Annotated in this window: 13 protein-coding genes; 10 read left to right on the top strand and 3 right to left on the bottom strand. The window is 71.4% G+C overall.

What is annotated here, in order from left to right:
- The first annotated feature begins 388 nt into the window (after positions 1-388).
- The 6 genes from ACLII4_RS16395 to ACLII4_RS16370 all read left to right on the top strand — a co-directional run bounded on the left by ACLII4_RS16395 (position 389) and on the right by ACLII4_RS16370 (position 7,304).
- A complete protein-coding gene (locus ACLII4_RS16395; RefSeq protein WP_412068469.1) occupies positions 389-1,267 on the top strand; it encodes a rhomboid family intramembrane serine protease in 879 nt (292 codons plus the stop codon).
- 5 nt (positions 1,268-1,272) lie between these two features.
- A complete protein-coding gene (locus ACLII4_RS16390; protein WP_412068468.1) occupies positions 1,273-2,166 on the top strand; it encodes a rhomboid family intramembrane serine protease in 894 nt (297 codons plus the stop codon).
- Positions 2,167-3,354, top strand: a complete 1,188-nt coding sequence (locus ACLII4_RS16385) for an endonuclease/exonuclease/phosphatase family protein (protein WP_412068467.1) — start codon at positions 2,167-2,169, stop codon at positions 3,352-3,354.
- Between the two features lie 308 nt (positions 3,355-3,662).
- Complete coding sequence (gene nhaA, locus ACLII4_RS16380) at positions 3,663-4,964, top strand: Na+/H+ antiporter NhaA (RefSeq protein WP_412068466.1); 1,302 nt, start codon at positions 3,663-3,665, stop codon at positions 4,962-4,964.
- 60 nt (positions 4,965-5,024) lie between these two features.
- Positions 5,025-5,993: a calcium/sodium antiporter gene (locus ACLII4_RS16375; protein WP_412068465.1), complete on the top strand. Its 969-nt coding sequence runs from the start codon at positions 5,025-5,027 to the stop codon at positions 5,991-5,993.
- 342 nt (positions 5,994-6,335) lie between these two features.
- The gene (locus tag ACLII4_RS16370) at positions 6,336-7,304 is read left to right on the top strand and encodes a L,D-transpeptidase (RefSeq protein WP_412068464.1); all 969 of its coding nucleotides are present in this window, start codon (positions 6,336-6,338) and stop codon (positions 7,302-7,304) included.
- A 6-nt stretch (positions 7,305-7,310) separates the two neighbouring features.
- Here the strand turns inward: ACLII4_RS16370 and ACLII4_RS16365 are convergent, their stop codons facing one another.
- Positions 7,311-7,775, bottom strand: a complete 465-nt coding sequence (locus tag ACLII4_RS16365) for a hypothetical protein (protein ID WP_412068463.1) — start codon at positions 7,773-7,775, stop codon at positions 7,311-7,313.
- A 117-nt stretch (positions 7,776-7,892) separates the two neighbouring features.
- Between ACLII4_RS16365 and ACLII4_RS16360 the strand changes: the two genes are divergently transcribed.
- Positions 7,893-9,914, top strand: a complete 2,022-nt coding sequence (locus ACLII4_RS16360; protein WP_412068462.1) for a cation:proton antiporter — start codon at positions 7,893-7,895, stop codon at positions 9,912-9,914.
- Positions 9,915-9,920: 6 nt separating this feature from the next.
- On the opposite strand, the gene ACLII4_RS16355 is transcribed toward ACLII4_RS16360, so the two are convergent.
- On the bottom strand, positions 9,921-10,778 hold the full coding sequence (locus ACLII4_RS16355; protein ID WP_412068461.1) for a WD40 repeat domain-containing protein: 858 nt from the start codon (positions 10,776-10,778) through the stop codon (positions 9,921-9,923).
- A gap of 320 nt (positions 10,779-11,098) precedes the next feature.
- Here ACLII4_RS16355 and ACLII4_RS16350 point away from each other — a divergent pair, with 320 nt between their 5' ends.
- Positions 11,099-12,034 carry a calcium/sodium antiporter gene (locus ACLII4_RS16350; RefSeq protein WP_412068460.1) on the top strand — a complete coding sequence of 312 codons (936 nt, stop codon included), beginning with the start codon at positions 11,099-11,101 and terminating at the stop codon, positions 12,032-12,034.
- A 13-nt stretch (positions 12,035-12,047) separates the two neighbouring features.
- On the opposite strand, the gene ACLII4_RS16345 is transcribed toward ACLII4_RS16350, so the two are convergent.
- On the bottom strand, positions 12,048-13,325 hold the full coding sequence (locus ACLII4_RS16345; RefSeq protein WP_412068459.1) for a phospholipase D-like domain-containing protein: 1,278 nt from the start codon (positions 13,323-13,325) through the stop codon (positions 12,048-12,050).
- Between the two features lie 450 nt (positions 13,326-13,775).
- Between ACLII4_RS16345 and ispG the strand changes: the two genes are divergently transcribed.
- Positions 13,776-14,915 carry a flavodoxin-dependent (E)-4-hydroxy-3-methylbut-2-enyl-diphosphate synthase gene (gene ispG, locus ACLII4_RS16340; RefSeq protein WP_412068458.1) on the top strand — a complete coding sequence of 380 codons (1,140 nt, stop codon included), beginning with the start codon at positions 13,776-13,778 and terminating at the stop codon, positions 14,913-14,915.
- Between the two features lie 192 nt (positions 14,916-15,107).
- Positions 15,108-15,830, top strand: a complete 723-nt coding sequence (locus ACLII4_RS16335; protein WP_412068457.1) for a hypothetical protein — start codon at positions 15,108-15,110, stop codon at positions 15,828-15,830.
- Positions 15,831-15,840 lie beyond the last annotated feature (10 nt).

Genomic DNA, 15,840 nt, shown 5'->3' with positions numbered 1-15,840 from the left:
CCGGGGAACGGTGGGGCGTGGTGCTCGGCCGATCCCCCCGTCCGCGCGGCGCGCTGGGTTGGGGCTGGCACCGGAGCGCTCCATTCGGATGGCACGACGCGCGGACTGGCTCGGCCGACCCTTCGGGAAAAGCAGGGCTGCGTCGTACTCGCCAGAACCCTTTCCCCGGGGTCATTCCGAGGGAAGCGAAGCGACGAGGGATAGCTTGAGCCCCTTTCCCACCCTGCCCTCGCCTACGATCTGAGACCTCCTGCTGAGATCCCTCTCCTGCGTTGGCTGGCGCCTTCCCTGCGGGTGCGGGATGACGGTGAGCGGAGGGGACGACAGGACGTAGCGACCCTGCTTGGGAAAAGGTGGCAGCTTGGACGCGCAGCGCCCGCCGTGTGGGATGGCACTCCGTGCGCGTCCGAGCGGGGGGACTGACGAGCGGAAGGCTGGCGCCAGCCCGAACGCGCTCCCGCTGAGCCGGCACGCGGGCGCTCTCCGCGCGGTCTCCCGCAACTTCGCCGACGGCATCCCGTTCGCGGCCCCCACCCGCCGGCCGTCTGTGCAGAACGCGTTTCGTCCCCCGTCGAGCTTCGGGCTCTTCCCACCCGTCGTCAAGAACCTGCTCATCCTAAATGGGCTGGCGTACCTGGCGCAGATGATTTTCCAGGCGCGCTCCGGGGCGCCGTTCTCGGCCGTCGAGATGTGGTTCGCGCTGTGGCCCCTGGGTGGGCCTGAGGCGATTCGCTTCGCTGACGGCGTGGTCGCGTTCGGGTCGTTCCAGCCGTGGCAGCTCGTCACGAGCGCGTTCCTACACGGCGGGTTCGGCCACATCGCGTTCAACATGTTCGGGCTGTGGATGTTTGGCGCCACCATCGAGCGCCAGCTGGGCTCGAAGCGGTTCCTGTGGTTTTACCTCGCGTGTGTGCTGGGCGCGAGTGTGCTGCAAGTGGCCGTTACCTCGTGGCCCTTCCTGTTGGGCGGCCCGGATGTGGGCATTCCCGTCCCGACCCTCGGTGCCTCGGGCGGAGTCCTGGGCGTGATGGCCGCGTTCGGGCTGCTCCACCCCAACTCCCCGATCTTCCTGCTCTTCTTCCCCGTGCCGATCCCGGCCAAGTGGTTCGTGCTCGGGTACGCCGCCTTCAGCCTGTTCGCCGGGTTCACGTCGGTGCAAGCGGGCGTCGCCCACTTTGCGCACCTCGGTGGGATGGTCACGGGTGCGATCTTGGTGCTCTACTGGCTGGGCCGACTGCCCGTCCAGCCCCGCACCCGCCTTACCTGACCTCTGTGTCCGCCGACTCCCCCGCGTTCCGCTTCCAGATCTGGCGCGCCGCGCTCCCGCCCGCGCTCCGGCTCCTGCTGACGGTCAACGCCGTGAGCTACCTCGCGGTGATCGTGCTCGGCCTGCTGGCGGCGTTCGGCGTGCCCGGCCTGGCGCTCTTGGACTGGCTGACGCTGTCGCCGCTCCCTGAGGTCGCCCTGGTTCGTCCGTGGACGGTGCTGACGTACGGGTTCGTGAACGCCTTCCCGTCGTTCTTCGGGCTGATCTCGTTCGCCTTCGGGATGTACTGGCTGAACTGGATGGGGAGGGACTTCGAGGAGACGTACGGCTCGGGCGGGCTGCTGGCGGTCTACCTGTTCGGCGTGCTGGGCGGCGCGCTGCTGGCGATCGTGCTCGGTCTGATCCTGCCCACGGCCCCGCTCCGCGCCTACTTCGGCCTGTGGACGCCGGTGACCGCCGTGCTGTGCGCGGTCGGCACGTTGCAGCCGAACCGGGGGGTCGGGCTGTTTTTGCTGGGCGTCGTCCCGATGAAGTGGATCGCCATCGGGTTCGTCGTGCTCAGCTTCGCCTTCTCGCAAGATCTGACCGTGCTCGGCGCGGCGCTCGCGGGGTACGGCTTCGCCAAGGCGCAGATCGCCGGGCGCAACCCGGGCGGGTGGGCCTCAGGCCTGTTCGGCGGGGGCCGTCGCCAGCGCTCCGCCCCGACGCCCTCGCGCAACCCGTTCGCCCGCACGCCCCCGGCCACCCTGCGCACGGTCGGGAAGCCCGGGCGGGCCGAGCGGAAGTCGTCGGGCGCGACGCTCAGCGTGGACGCGATCCTGGACAAGATCCTGGAAAAGGGGTACGACAGCCTGACGGCCGAAGAGCGCGACGCGCTCGACCGCGCGAGCCGCGACTAGATGGCTGAGCCCCGCCCCCGGCCTCGGCAGACGATCGGCTGGGTCCTCTACGCCCTGGTCGAGGCGCCGATCGTGGCCGCCGTCGCCGTCGGGCTGGCGGCGCCCTACCTCTCGCCCCGCGTGTTCTGGTGGTCCCAGCTGGTCGCGATTGGCCTGCCGTACGCCACGTGGGCGCTCGCGGCGACGACGCTGCCGTGGCTCCTCGGGCGGCGCTGGCGGGTCGTCGCGGTCCACGCCCTGCTGCTGCTCGCGGTCGTGTGGCGAGCCGGTGGGCCGTCGCGGCTGGCGACGCCGGAGGCCGGGCCCGACGACCTGGTGCTGACCACGTTCAACCTGCCTCAGAGTGGCCCGAGCGCCGAGGCCCTCGGTGATTCGGTGGTGGCGTATCTGGAGGCGACCGAGCCCGACCTGCTGCTGATGCAGGACGCCCGCGTCGAGGCCCGGAGCGTGCGGCGGCGGCGCGCGAGCGAGGCCGTCCAGGTGGAGGTCGTCCACACACGGCTGCCCTACAACCTCGTGCTGCCGGCGCAGCTGGCGGGCCGCCGGTCCGGCACGGCGAACGCGACCGACGTCCCGTTCTTCGTCCGCCACGGGGCAGGCATCGAGGTGCTGGAGCAGCGAGCGCTTGCGGTCGGCGCGGAGCCCGGCTTGGACGCCTCGTTAGCCCTCCGGACGCACCTCCGGTGGGACGGCCGAGAGGCGGTCGTGTACAACATCCACCTGCGCTCGTTCGGCAGCCCGAAGCCCTGGGACGACCCGGCCGTCTCGCTCTGGTCCCCGTCGACGTGGCGTCCGTACTTGCGCAGCTACCGGACGGTCTACGCCCAGCGTGGCATCGAGACCGACCGCATCGCGCGCGCCATCGCCGAGGAGACGCTGCCCGTGATCATCGGCGGCGACCTGAACTCGACGGCTGACAACTGGAGCTACCGACGCCTGCGCACGGCGGGCGGCGTCAACCGGATCGACGCCGCGCAAGCGGTTGGGCCCGGTTGGGGGCGGACGTACCGCGCCGACCGGCCGCTCGTCCGCATCGACTTCCTGCTCGTCGACCCGGCCTTCGAGGTGACCTCAGCCGAGACCGCCGCCGTCGGGTTCTCAGACCACCGCCCGGTCCGCACGACGCTGCGCTGGCGCGAGGCCGATCCTGCCGGCGCGACGCCCGAGGCGGACACCGACGAGGAGTAGCGGGGCGCGAGCGGCCGTGAAACCGGCTTCATAGATGCACACGCGGAAACCGTGGGGCGGCAACGGCTTATAGGCCCCAGCCCCGCTCTGCCTCATGCGCGCCGTCTCCCGTCATACATGCCCCCACGGCCGGACCGCGTGTCCGCATGGGGAGTGGCTGGGCCTGCTCGTGGTCTTGGAACCGGCCCGCCGCGCCTGACCGATCCGGTCGGGCCCTGTCCCAGCTCGCGTTGTGCGAGCGCCCCCCGCCGGGAGGTCCGGCGGTCCCCTGTCTGCCACGTGCCCGTGGTGGATCCCCGCCGAACTCCATGCAAGCGATTATCCAGCCGTTCCAGTCCTTTTTCAAGACCGAGGCCGCCAGCGGCATCATCCTGCTCATCGCCGCCGCCGTCGCGCTGGCGTGGGCGAACAGCCCGTTCGCCGCCAGCTACGCTGACCTGTTCGGCACCTACGTCACCGTCGGCGCGGGGGCCTTCGAGATCTCGAAGCCGCTGATCCTGTGGGTCAACGACGGCTTGATGGCCATCTTCTTCTTCGTCGTCGGGCTCGAGATCAAGCGCGAGGTGCTGGCGGGCGAGCTGGCCGAGCCCCGGAAGGCGGCGCTCGCAATCGCCGCGGCCCTCGGCGGGATGGTGGTTCCTGCCCTGATGTACACGTTTGTCACCATGGGCACCGACCGCGTGGTCGGGTGGGGCGTGCCGATGGCGACCGACATCGCGTTCGCGCTCGGCGTGCTGGCCCTGCTCGGCAGCCGCGCACCCCTCGCGCTCAAGATCTTCCTGACCGCCGTCGCCATCGTCGACGACCTGGGCGCGGTGATCGTGATCGCGCTGTTTTACACGGCCGAGCTCAACGTGACTGCGCTCGTGGTGTCGCTGGCGCTCGTCGGCGTGCTGGCCGTCGCGAACCGGCTGGGCGTTCAGCGCCCGCTGATCTACGGGCTGATCGGCGTCGCGGCCTGGGTGGCGATGCTGAAGTCGGGCGTCCACGCGACGATCGCTGGCGTGCTCGTGGCCCTCACCATCCCAGCCACGCGCAAGATGAACGAGGGCGAGTTCGCCGAGCGCGTCGGGGAGATGCTCGCGCGGTTCCGCCAGGGCATCCTGGGCTCGCCGACGGACCCGACGCCCGACCAGATGGCGGCGGTCCACAGCATCGAGGTGGCCTGCCAGAAGGTGGAGCCGCCGCTGCAGCGGCTGGAGCACGGGCTCCACGGCTTCGTGGCCTTTTTCGTGATGCCCGTCTTCGCGCTCGCCAACGCCGGCGTCGCGCTCGGCGCCGACGCGCTGGCGCTGGCGACCGACCCCGTCGCGCTCGGCATCGCGCTCGGCCTGATCGTCGGCAAGCCGGTCGGGATCATGGCGCTGTCGTTCGCCGCCGTCAAGACGCGGCTGGCGTCGCTGCCCTCGGGCGTGACGTGGGGCCACGTGCTTGGGGTCAGTTTCCTGGCCGGCATCGGGTTCACGATGTCGATGTTCATCGCCAACCTCGCGTTCGGCGAGGGGCCGCTGCTCGACAGCGCCAAGGCCGGCATCCTGGGCGCGTCGCTCATCTCCGGCGCGCTCGGGGCCGCCATCCTGCTCCGGATGCCTGCCACTGCGGCCGAGTAGCGCGGGCGATCCCGCGAACGCCGGGCACTCCGCCGTAGGTTGAGCGTCCCCCCCTCGGACATGACGCTCACTCAAAGTCTGCTCTTGATGGGCGGCGGCGTGCTGCTGCTGCTCGCCGGCGCCGAGGCGCTCGTGCGCGGTGCCTCCGCCCTCGCGCTCCGTGTGGGGATCACCCCGCTCGTCGTCGGCCTCACCGTCGTCGCCATCGGGACCTCCAGCCCCGAACTCGTGGTGAGCGTGCAGGCGGCGCTGGCGGGGAACGGCGGGGTGGCGCTGGGGAACGTGATCGGCTCGAACATCGCCAACCTCGGGCTCATCGTCGGCGTCGCCGCCGTGCTCTCGCCGATGCTGGTCGACCGCGACCTTGTGCGGATCGACATGAGCGTGATGCTGGCGTCGATGCTGGCGCTCGTGGTGTTCCTGATCGACGGGGCGCTGTCGCGGCTGGAGGGCGGGCTGCTGTTGCTGGCGGCCATCGTCTACACCGTGCTCAAGATCCGAACCTCGCGCCAGGAGGTCCGCGCCGCGACGGCCGCGCTGGCGCCCGAGGTGCGCGACGCGATGGCGGAGGCGGCGCTGGAGGCGGGCTTCAAGCGGCACCTGTTGTTGGTCGTCGGCGGCATCGCACTCTTGGTTTTCGGCGCCGACCGCCTGCTGGCCGGGGCCGTGACGGCGGCGGAGCTGCTGGGCGTCAGCGAGGCCGTCGTGGGCCTGACGCTCGTGGCACTCGGCACGAGCCTGCCCGAACTGGCGACGACCGTCGTGGCCGCGCGGCGCGGCGAGGCCGAGATTGCACTCGGGAATGCGGTCGGGTCCAACATCTTCAACGTGTTCAGCGTGCTCGGCCCGGCGGCGCTGGCCCGGCCCATTGTCGCCGAGGGCATCGGCCTCGACGTGGAGGCCATCATGATCGGATTCGGCCTGCTGACGCTGGTCTTCCTGATCTCGGGCGGGCAGACGAAGCGGTGGGAGGGCGCCGTGCTGCTGGCGGGCTACGGGGCTTACGTCTGGTGGTTGGTGGCGGGGTAGAGGATCGAGGGGCGAGGATCGAGAAGTGAGGAGCCCGGTGCTCAGCAGATCCCCCCGTCCGCGCGGCGCGCAACGATGGCGCCAGCACCAGAGCGCCCCAGTCGAACGGCACGACACCGCGCGGACGGCCCCCCTTTGAGAAAAGGGGGACTGCTTGGACGCGCCACGCCAGCCTTGCGGGGCTGGCGCTCCGTCTGCGTGTCCGAGCGGGGGGATCCTGCGCGGGGCGGTGGCATGCCAGCCACCTCAGCGCGCCTGCGCTCGCGTGGATCCCGTGTGATGGAAATACTGTCCCACCCATGGCGTTCTTGCCGCCCCCTCACCACGTCCGGGTCCCGTCACATGCCCATCCGCCTCCTCTCCGCCGCCCTGCTGGCGCTCGTCTTGGCCGTGCCCTCGTGGGCCCAGGGCGACCGGTCGCTCTACAACCAGGACCGCCTCGCCGAGCTCCTCTACGCCCGCCGCGACGCCCTCGAGGACATCCCCGAGGTGACGTACCGCAACCATGTGCTCGCGCACGAGAGCGGCAACTCCATCCTGGCCCGCCACGAGCTCTACAAGGCCGTCGGCGACGGCGACGCGCGCGACGGCCGCGACCGCGTCAACGGGATGGTGGCCTTCCTGAACGGCGTGTTCATCTCGGACCTCAGCATCGGCGACACGATCGTGCTGCCGGACGTGGTCGACGCCGACCCCCGCGCCTACAGCCCGTTCCCCCGCGACTACCCGGGCGCGCGCGGCTTCGACAAGCTGTTCGTCATCGACAAGAGCGTCCAGGCCTGGGCGGGCTACGAGCATGGGCGGCTCGCGCGCTGGGGGCTCGTCTCGACGGGCGCCGAAGGCTCGGAGACGCCGAACGGCCGGTTCAACTTCAACTGGAAGGAGCGCCACCGCGTGAGCACGCTGTCGCCTCCCGGCCAGAGCTGGGACATGCGCTGGGTGTTCAACTTCCACGACGCACGCGGCATCCACATCCACCAGTACTACGCGCTGCCCACGACGGGCGCCGCCAGCCACGGCTGCGTCCGCCTGATGACCGCCGACGCGCAGTGGATCTACGATTGGGCCGACGGCTGGCAGACCTCGAACGGCGGCGCCGACCGCGCGATGGCCTCGCGCGGTCGCATCCTCAAGCAAGGCACGACGGTCCTCGTGTTGGGCGATGAGCCCGACGGCGCCCCCCAGCGCTTCCGCGACGTGAACGGCCAGCCCCAGTTGATCCGCGTCGAGCTCCCCGACGACCCGTACAGCGTCGCGCCGGGGACCGATCAGCAGCGGGCCTTCGACCGCCGCCGCCGCGCCAACAGCTAGCGACGGTCAGTTGAGGTGCGGGTACGACCGGGCGTCGGCGCGGAAGCGGCCGGCGACGGCGACGACCGCTCCGTTGCCGTCGATGGCCTCGAAGGAGAACGAGCCGGTGACGTCATCGGCGTCGATCGCCTCGATCGAGAGCGAGCCGGACCGAGCGCGGAAGACCTGCTCGGTCCGTGAGTCGATGTCGTAGCGGACCGTGAGCCCGTCCTCGACGCGGAACGTCCCGATGGCACGACGGGCGCCCTCGACGTCGAACCCGATATGGCCGGCGTAGTTGACGCCGCGCCTCTGGAGGGATAGGTCGAAGGCGGCCCGGTCGGTGCGGTCGAGGCTGATGGCGTGGCCGTGGAGGTCGAGGGTGAGCGCGCCGCGGACGGCCGCGGTGAACTCGCCGTAGTCCGAGCAGTCCACGAAGAGGCCGTCGCAGGCGGCAAGGAGGAGCGCGAGGGTGAGGAAGGCGGGGCGCATGGCGGGGCGGGAGGTCCGGCGGCAGGATCGGGCGCGCGCGGGCGCCGTGCCTGAGATGGATGCACCAGCGAACAGCCCGGGGCGCTCGGCGTACGGGCCTGCCCCCTTCCGCTCTCGATGCCGTTGCCTCTCGCCGTTGGCGCCCTCCCGTTCGTGGGCGAGCTCGCCGCCCTGTTCACCGCCGGCGTCGTGGTGGCGTACCTGTGCTACAAGGTGCGGCTGGTGCCGATCGCCGGCTTCCTGCTAGCGGGCGTGGCCGTCGGGCCCGGCGCGCTGGGCTTGGTCACCGACGTCGAGTTGGTCGCCGAGCTGGCCGAGGTGGGCGTGATCCTGCTGCTGTTCACGATCGGCGTCGAGTTTTCGCTGGGCGAGATGGCGCGGCTGGCGCGGCCGATCTTCGTCGGCGGCGGCGCGCAGGTGGCGCTGACCGTGGCGGCGGTGACGGGCGGGCTGATGTTGCTGGGCGTCGGCGTCGGTCCGGCCGTCTTTACCGGTTTCCTGGTCGCCCTGTCGTCGACGGCGATCGTGCTGAAGGTGCTGGGCGAGCGGGCCGAGTCCGACACGCCGCGGGGGCGCATCGCCCTCGCGATGCTGCTGTTCCAGGACCTTGCGATCGTGGTGATGGTGCTGCTGGTGCCCGTGCTGGCGGGCGAGGGCGGGTCGCCGCTGGACGTGGCGTGGGCACTCGCGAAGGCCGGGCTCGTCGTGGCGGCGGTGCTGGTCGGCGCGCGGCGCGTCATCCCGGCGATTCTGGCCCGGATCGCGGAGACGCGGCGGACCGAGCTGTTCCTGCTGGCCGTCGCTGCGATCTGTCTGGGGACGGCGTGGGCCGCGAGCCTGGCGGGTGTGAGCCTGGCGCTCGGCGCGTTCCTCGCGGGCCTGCTGGTGTCGGAGAGCGACTACGCGGACCACGCGCTGAGCGAGATCCTGCCGCTCCAGACCCTGTTCACGGCCGCGTTCTTCCTATCGGTCGGGATGCTGCTCGACCCCGCGTTCCTGTGGGCGAACCTGGGCTGGGTGATGGCGGCGGCGGTCGGCGTGCTGGTGCTGAAGGGCGGGCTGGCGACGGTCGGCGCCCGCATTCTCGGGTATCCGCTCGGCGTGTCGCTGGCGGCCGGGCTCGCGTTGGCGCAGATCGGCGAGTTCTCGTTCGTGCTCGCGCTGGCGGGATCCGAGGTCGGGCTGTTCCCGGCCGGGCTGGCGGCCGGCGAGCAGGGGCTGATCGCGGTCACGGTCGTGCTGATGCTGGCGACGCCCGCGCTCGTCGCGCTGGGGCCCCGACTCACCGCCATCGGCCGGTCGATCGAGGACTCGGCGGACGAGGCGGCGGCGGAGAACGGCGCGGGTCACGGGCACGGCGTCGCGCTCGAAGACCACACGATCGTCGTCGGGTACGGGCCGGCCGGGCGGCGGCTGGGGCGCGTGTTGGGCGAGGTCGGCGTCCCGTACGCCGTCAGCGACCTCAACCCCGCGAGCCTGCGCGAGGCGGACGCCGACGGCGCGGAGACGGTCTTCGGCGACGCCGCGCGCGAGCCGATCCTGAAGAGCCTGGGCGTCGACCGCGCCAAGCTGTTGGTGGTCGCCATCAACGACGGCGACGCGACGCGGCGGATCGTGGCCGTCGCCCGGCACCTCAACCCGACCCTGCAGATCTTCGCCCGGACGCGCTTCCTAGCGGACGTCGAGTCGCTGACCGCAGCGGGCGCGGACGTGGTCGTGCCCGAGGAACTGGAGACGACCGTGCGGCTGTTCACGCACGTCCTGGGCGCGTACCTCATCCCCAAGCAAGAGATCGAGCGCCAGGCCGGGCTCGTCCGCCAGGACGACTACGGCGTCCTGCGCGGCAGCATCCAGGAGGCGCACCTGATGGTGCTCCAGGGGCTCGACGAGGAGGGCCTGCACACGCGCGCCGTGGCGGTCCGCGACGGGGCGCCGGCGGCGGGGCAGACGCTTGCGGAACTGGGCCTGCGCCAGCGCTGGGGCATCACCGTGATGGCGGTCCGGCGGGGGCGCCAGACGGTCGGGAGCCCGGCGGGTGAGTTCCGCGTCGAGGCCGGCGACCGGCTGGTGATGGTGGCCATGGCCGACCAGTTTGCGGCCTCGGCGGACCTGTTTCGGGCGCCGGTTGCCATCGGGTAGGGGCCGTCAGGGAAGGCACCACACCGCGACGACGTCGGGTCGATCGATGCCGCCTGAAGCCGGGACTTCATCCGGGTCGAAGGCCGCTGCGTTCCGCGCCCACGGCTGGCGGATGCGCACCACGAGATGGGCGCCGTCGTCGGTGAAGCCAACCCAGGCGACCGCCTGCGGGTGGACCCACGTCGCGACGGACGCCCCGCTGGCGGCGTCGCGCACCGTGACGGTGCCCGCGTGGGACGCGGTCGCGACGTACCGGCCGTCGGACGAGATGGCGAGAGAGCGGGTGTCGCCGTCGAGGGTCGCGTGCCACCGGTGGCCGCCGCTCCCGGGCGCCCACAGGTCGACGTTGCGCTGCTGGTCGCCGGTGACGAGCAAGGTGCCGTCGAGCGAGAGGGCCAGCGACATCATCGCGTTGGGGCCGTCGGGTCCGGAGGCCTCCACGGCGCGTCCCGCCAGCATCGTCTCGTGGTCGGCGGTGCGGGCCACGACCCGGCCGTCGCGGAGGGCGAGCACGTAGCGGGAGGCGTCGGCCGAGACGACGTGGGCGACCACGGCGCCGACGCTGTCGGTGCGGATGAGCGCGCCTGCGGAATCTGTCCACGTGACGCCCCACGGCTGGCCCGTCAGGCGCGTCCCGTCGGTCTGCTCGGCCTGGTCGGGGTGGTCGTTCGGAATCCCAACGTGGAACGAGAGCGGTGCCCCCGACGCCGCGTCGATGGGGCGGGCGGCGTCTCGGGCGAGCGTCGTCGCATAGACACACGTCGAGAGTCCATCCGACTGGTCTGGATTGAGGCGGTCGCACCAAGGCGTCCGCGGACACCCCAGGAGAACGAGGGCGAGGGCGACGAGGAGACCGAGGCGCATCGGGAGGGGCGTGGACAGTGCTCCCTCCGCGAACCCCAGCCCCAGAGGGTCGTCAGCCCTGGCGCAAGGCGCGCCGTCGCGACGGTCAGGGCTTCGGCTGGATCGGGCGGAGGGGGGCTCGGTCACGCGCCGATTCGGCACGCCTCGTCCCCCTTTCGCCGGGTCCGCCGACCTTTTCCGCACGCCGGTGGCGGAGGCCCGGTGAGCGGTGCGCGCACGCGGACGCCGAACCCGTGCGTGCGTGAACTTTGCGGCGCGAGGGGCGACGCTGGGACAACCGGGCGGGGGGATCGTTCTGGGGCGCCTTCCTCCCCACCCCCATGATCCCCGATCTCCTCGCCCTCGTGGGCGGACTGGCCCTGCTGATGGCCGCTGCGACCGCGCTCGTCCGCGGGGCCGCGTCGCTGGCGCTCCGGCTGGGGCTGTCGCCGCTGGTGGTCGGGCTGACGGTCGTCGCCTTCGGGACGAGCGCGCCCGAGCTGGTGGTGAGCGTGCAGGCGGCGCTGGCGGGCGCGGGGGGCATCGCGGTCGGCAACGTGGTCGGATCCAACATCGCGAATGTCGGCCTCATCCTGGCGCTTGCGGTGCTTGTCCGCCCCATCGCCACGGACCCCACCGTGCTCCGTCGGGACCTCCCGGTGCTGTTGGCTACGACGGTGGCCGTGTCGGTCCTCCTCCTGGACGGCCAGCTCGGCGCGCTGGAAGGGGCCGGTCTGATCGCGGCGCTCCTGGCCTACCTCGCGTGGAGCGTCCGCCAGGCCCGTCGCGACTCTGCCGAGGCGACCCTTCCCGTCGCGGAGCCGGGGCCGGTGTGGCGGGACGCCGCGCTCGTCGCCGGCGGGCTGGGTGGGCTGGTCCTCGGCGCGGACCTGTTCGTCGGCGGAGCCGTCGCGCTCGCCGAGGGCGCGGGCGTCTCGAACGCCGTGATCGGGCTGACCGTCGTCGCGGTCGGGACGAGCCTGCCCGAACTGGCGACCTCCGTGGTGGCGGCCGCGCGGGGAGAGGGCGAGCTGGCGGTCGGGAATGTGGTCGGGTCGAACGTGTTCAACCTGCTCGGCATCCTGGGCATCGGCGCGATCGTGCGGCCACTCGTCGCGCCGGGCCTGCAGGTCGTCGACCTCGCGGTGATGGCGGCGTTCGCAGCCGTCCTGGTGCCGATGATGGTAAGTGGCCGTCGGTTGGTGCGCCCCGAGGCGATGGTCCTGCTCGCGGCCTATGTTGGGTACATCGGGTACCTCGCCGTCTTGCACGGCTAAGGGCGGCGCCGGCCTACAACTGGGACTTGATCGGGCGGATGACCTTCTCGGCGAACTTGGTGGTCCACGGCCGATTCAGCCACTGCTCGTACGAATACGGCTCGGCGTTCGCGAGGTCCGCCTCGAAGACCTCCGTCATGCGCGCGGCGAAGTCGGTGTCGAATAGGTTGAGGCTGGCCTCGTCATTGAGCTCGAAGGACCGGATGTCGAAGTTGGTCGAGCCGACCGACGTGAGGACGCCGTCGACGATGAGCATCTTGGTGTGGTACATCGTCGGGGCGTACTCGGCGATCAGCACGCCCGCCTCCAGGAGCGGCCCCCACGTCCCCTTTGAGGTGATCTTGACGAGCTCGGAGTCGATGTGCTCGCCGGGGAGCACGATCCGGACGCGGACGCCGCGTTCCTGGGCGGCCACCAGGGCATCCGACAAGAGGCCGTCCGGGACGAAGTAGGCGGCGGCGAGGTCGACGGAGCGTTCGGCGGCGGCGATGGCCATCATGTACATCAGCCGCATGCTGTCGCTGCCGCCGGCCGGGCTCGACGTGAACACCTGGGCCGAGACCGTGCCGACCGAGTCGAGCGGAGGGAAGTAGCCGGGGCCGTTGAGGATCTCGCCGGTCGTCTCGATCCAGTTGTCCAAGAACGCAGCCTGAAGTTGGGCCACGACCGGCCCCTCGATGCGGAAGTGGGCGTCGCGCCATTCCTCGGGCGAGTCGCCGTCGCCGTCCCACTCGTCGGCGATGCCGACGCCGCCGGTGAACCCGACCGCGCCGTCGACGACCAAGATCTTGCGGTGGGTGCGGTTGTTGAGCCGCGCCATCGTGTACCACTCGAGCGGGCGGTACCAGTGGATCTCCACGCCGGCCGCCTCCATCAGGTCGAACGAGGTGGGGTCCATCTTTTGCGCCCCGGCCCAGTCGACGAGCACGTGGACCTCGACGCTGTCGCGGGCCCGCTCGGCGAGCGCCTCGGCAAACTGGCGCCCGATGTCGCCAGACCAGTAGACGAACGTCTCGAAGGTGATGGTCTCTTCGGCACTGGCGATGGCTGCCAGCATAGCCGGGAAGATCTCGGCGCCGTTCTGCAAGTCGCCGACCGCGTTTCCGCCGACCACCCCGGGGCCAAGCAGGACGCCCATCTCGCGCCTGAATTGCGGGCTGTCGAGGTCGTAGCGGTGGTACACATCCTGCGTGACCTGGCGGTCGGGCCCGACAAAGTTGAGGCTGAGGATGACGACGATCGACGCGGCGATCAGGAACAGGAGGGCGATCGCGACGCGGCGCTGGGTCATCGAGCGGGGGAGGGGGCGAGCAACGAGGGCAGGGTCAGACCCGCCGCCGCCGCCGGGGATTCCGAAATCGGGATGGCGGGCGCGAACGTCGTCCAAGGGGGCGCTTGGCGGGTGGCGGACGCCGCACTGGGCAGCCACCTCATTTGACCGGAGGATGGGGGAGGAGCACCCGGTCCTACCTCTCGGGACGGGCCGGCCCCGGGTCGCCCTTGCCCCCTGCTTGCGACGCCGGGCCTGACGGGAGTTCCGCTCACCGAGCCCGACGGTCAGCCGGTCAGCCGGTCGCCGGGGCCGAAGGCGACCGACTGGACGCCGCGCGGGCGATGCCACACATCGACGAGCGCACCGCCGCCAGGGGCGCATGGCCGGCGGATTCTCGCAATCGAAACGACGGGGCGCGAACGTCTCGCGGGCCGGGCCGTAGGCGGCGTCCCCCCCTTTCGCATCCCGATGGAGCTCTCCCAGGACGAATCGACGCAGGCCGGGCAGGCCCCCCAGCGCCCGCGCCGCCACTCCCGCCCGGTCACGCTGCGCTACGCCGTCGACGGCGAGGCGCGCGAGCTCCAGATTGGGGGCGGCGCCCCGATCACCGTCCAGTCGATGACGACGGGCAAGACGCACGAGGTCGAGACCTGCCTCGCCGAGATCCACGGGCTGGCGGAGGCCGGCGCCGACGTCGTGCGCGTGGCCGTCCCCCGGCCCGAGGACGCCGACGCGCTGGCGGCGATCGTCGAGGGCGCGAACGTCCCGATCGTGGCCGACATCCACTTTAACCACACCTACGCGCTGAAGGCGCTGGAGGCGGGCGTCGCCAAGGTGCGCATCAACCCCGGCAACATCGGCAAGCCCGAGTGGGAGCGCGAGGTGCTGCTGGCGGCCAAGGAGCGCGGCACGCCGATCCGCATCGGCGTCAACGGGGGCTCGCTCGAGAAGGACATCCTGGACAAGTACGGCTACCCCCGCCCCGAGGCCCTGTTCGAGAGCGCCATGCGCCACGTCGAGGCGTGCACGCGCGTCGGGTTCGAGGACATCGTGATCTCGGTCAAGCACTCCGACGTGTACTTCATGATCCAGAGCTACCGGCTGCTGGCGGCGGCCACCGACTACCCGCTCCACCTGGGCGTGACGGAGTCGGGCTCGATGAAGACCGGCCCGATCAAGTCGAGCATCGGCATCGGCTCGCTCTTGGCGGACGGGATCGGCGACACCATCCGCGTGTCGCTGGCGGCGGACTCGATCAACGAGGTCCAGGTGGGCCACCAGATCCTGAAGTCGCTGCGGCTGGGGCGGCCCGGCGTCAACGTGATCGCGTGCCCGACGTGCGGGCGGCTCGCGGGCGACCTGTTCTCGGTCGTCGACGAGGTCGAGGAGGCCGTCGCCAAGCGGGGCTTCGACAAGGACCTCAGCGTGGCGCTGATGGGCTGCGCGGTCAACGGCCCGGGCGAGGCTGCGGGCGCCGATCTGGGCGTGTCGCTGGGCCGGGGCCGGGCGCACCTCTTCAAACGCGGCGAGATCGTCGGGACGGTCGACCAAGATCAGATCGCGGACGCGGTGATCGACATGATCGAGCACTGGGACGACGAGGCATAGGTGTAGCGGGGCTTGCGTAGAGACCTCGTCGTGTGGCTGGGGCGCACGCGCCCTGCCTCCTCGGTGCCGAGGCGAGGGAACCGACCGAGCCGTCGGCGACCGCCGCCAGCAGAGGGCCGGGAATGCGTCGAGGGAACGGTCCGGTTACCCTGTCGTGTCTTGAAACCGAACTCTGGTATGGTTGTGCGCGCTATGTCCTTCCAGATCGCGTGTCTGGCCGCGCTTGTGATCGCTGGCCCGGCAGCCGCGCAGGGCGGGCTGACGGCGACGCCCATACCGTACAACGCTGGGACGGGAAGCTCTGAGACACCGCCCTTGGTGCTCCGAAACGACACTGCGCAGCCAATCACGCTTGACAGCCTCGCCTTTGCCCGTGAGCCGGGAGGGAACGCCTTCGACGTGTTGGGATGGAACGTGGAGTTCCGAGTCCTGGCCAACGGAGACTCCGTCGCGGCCGAGGTGTTTTGCCACCCATTCGAGGATGGGGCCTGCGAGAGCATCCGGGGCATCTTCGACGGTCTGATGATGCCGGGAGAGACCATGCCGGTCCGGCTCCGGCTCTACTGTCTCACGTGCCGAGGTGGGGCGGGCGGCCCAATCAGCGACACGCTTCGCGTGTTCTCGGGCGCCGGCTCGCTCGCCGTTCCCATCACGGCCGAGTATCCCGTCGCTGTCGAGGCGCCGCCAGCGCGAGCCGCCCTCCGACTCTCGCCCACTCTCGCTACGACCCACGTCGACATCATGGGCGGCCCAGACTGGCGCGCCCGCGTACTGACGGTGGTCGATGCCTTCGGCCGCCGGGTCGCCAGCGCCCCCGGCGCTCCGGTCCGCCGACTCGATGTCTCCGGGCTGGCAGCTGGGACGTACTGGGTGTCGGACGGCGTCCGGGTCGGTCGGTTCATGGTCGTCCACTGACTCTTCTGGC

Source organism: Rubrivirga aquatilis (genome assembly GCF_046845665.1).
Classification (GTDB): domain Bacteria; phylum Bacteroidota; class Rhodothermia; order Rhodothermales; family Rubricoccaceae; genus Rubrivirga.
The sequence above is the reverse complement of the archived record's forward strand: the minus strand, read 5'-3'. Positions and strand labels throughout refer to the sequence as shown.

Excerpts from the sequence above, each read along its gene's own strand:
- ACLII4_RS16395 (WP_412068469.1), top strand. The coding sequence starts at position 389 with ATGGCACTCCGTGCGCGTCCGAGCGGGGGGACTGACGAGCGGAAGGCT.
- ACLII4_RS16385 (WP_412068467.1), top strand. The coding sequence starts at position 2,167 with ATGGCTGAGCCCCGCCCCCGGCCTCGGCAGACGATCGGCTGGGTCCTC.
- nhaA (WP_412068466.1), top strand. The coding sequence starts at position 3,663 with ATGCAAGCGATTATCCAGCCGTTCCAGTCCTTTTTCAAGACCGAGGCC.
- ACLII4_RS16375 (WP_412068465.1), top strand. The coding sequence starts at position 5,025 with ATGACGCTCACTCAAAGTCTGCTCTTGATGGGCGGCGGCGTGCTGCTG.
- ACLII4_RS16370 (WP_412068464.1), top strand. The coding sequence starts at position 6,336 with ATGCCCATCCGCCTCCTCTCCGCCGCCCTGCTGGCGCTCGTCTTGGCC.
- ACLII4_RS16365 (WP_412068463.1), bottom strand. The coding sequence starts at position 7,775 with ATGCGCCCCGCCTTCCTCACCCTCGCGCTCCTCCTTGCCGCCTGCGAC.
- ACLII4_RS16360 (WP_412068462.1), top strand. The coding sequence starts at position 7,893 with ATGCCGTTGCCTCTCGCCGTTGGCGCCCTCCCGTTCGTGGGCGAGCTC.
- ACLII4_RS16355 (WP_412068461.1), bottom strand. The coding sequence starts at position 10,778 with ATGCGCCTCGGTCTCCTCGTCGCCCTCGCCCTCGTTCTCCTGGGGTGT.
- ACLII4_RS16350 (WP_412068460.1), top strand. The coding sequence starts at position 11,099 with ATGATCCCCGATCTCCTCGCCCTCGTGGGCGGACTGGCCCTGCTGATG.
- ACLII4_RS16345 (WP_412068459.1), bottom strand. The coding sequence starts at position 13,325 with ATGACCCAGCGCCGCGTCGCGATCGCCCTCCTGTTCCTGATCGCCGCG.
- ispG (WP_412068458.1), top strand. The coding sequence starts at position 13,776 with ATGGAGCTCTCCCAGGACGAATCGACGCAGGCCGGGCAGGCCCCCCAG.
- ACLII4_RS16335 (WP_412068457.1), top strand. The coding sequence starts at position 15,108 with ATGTCCTTCCAGATCGCGTGTCTGGCCGCGCTTGTGATCGCTGGCCCG.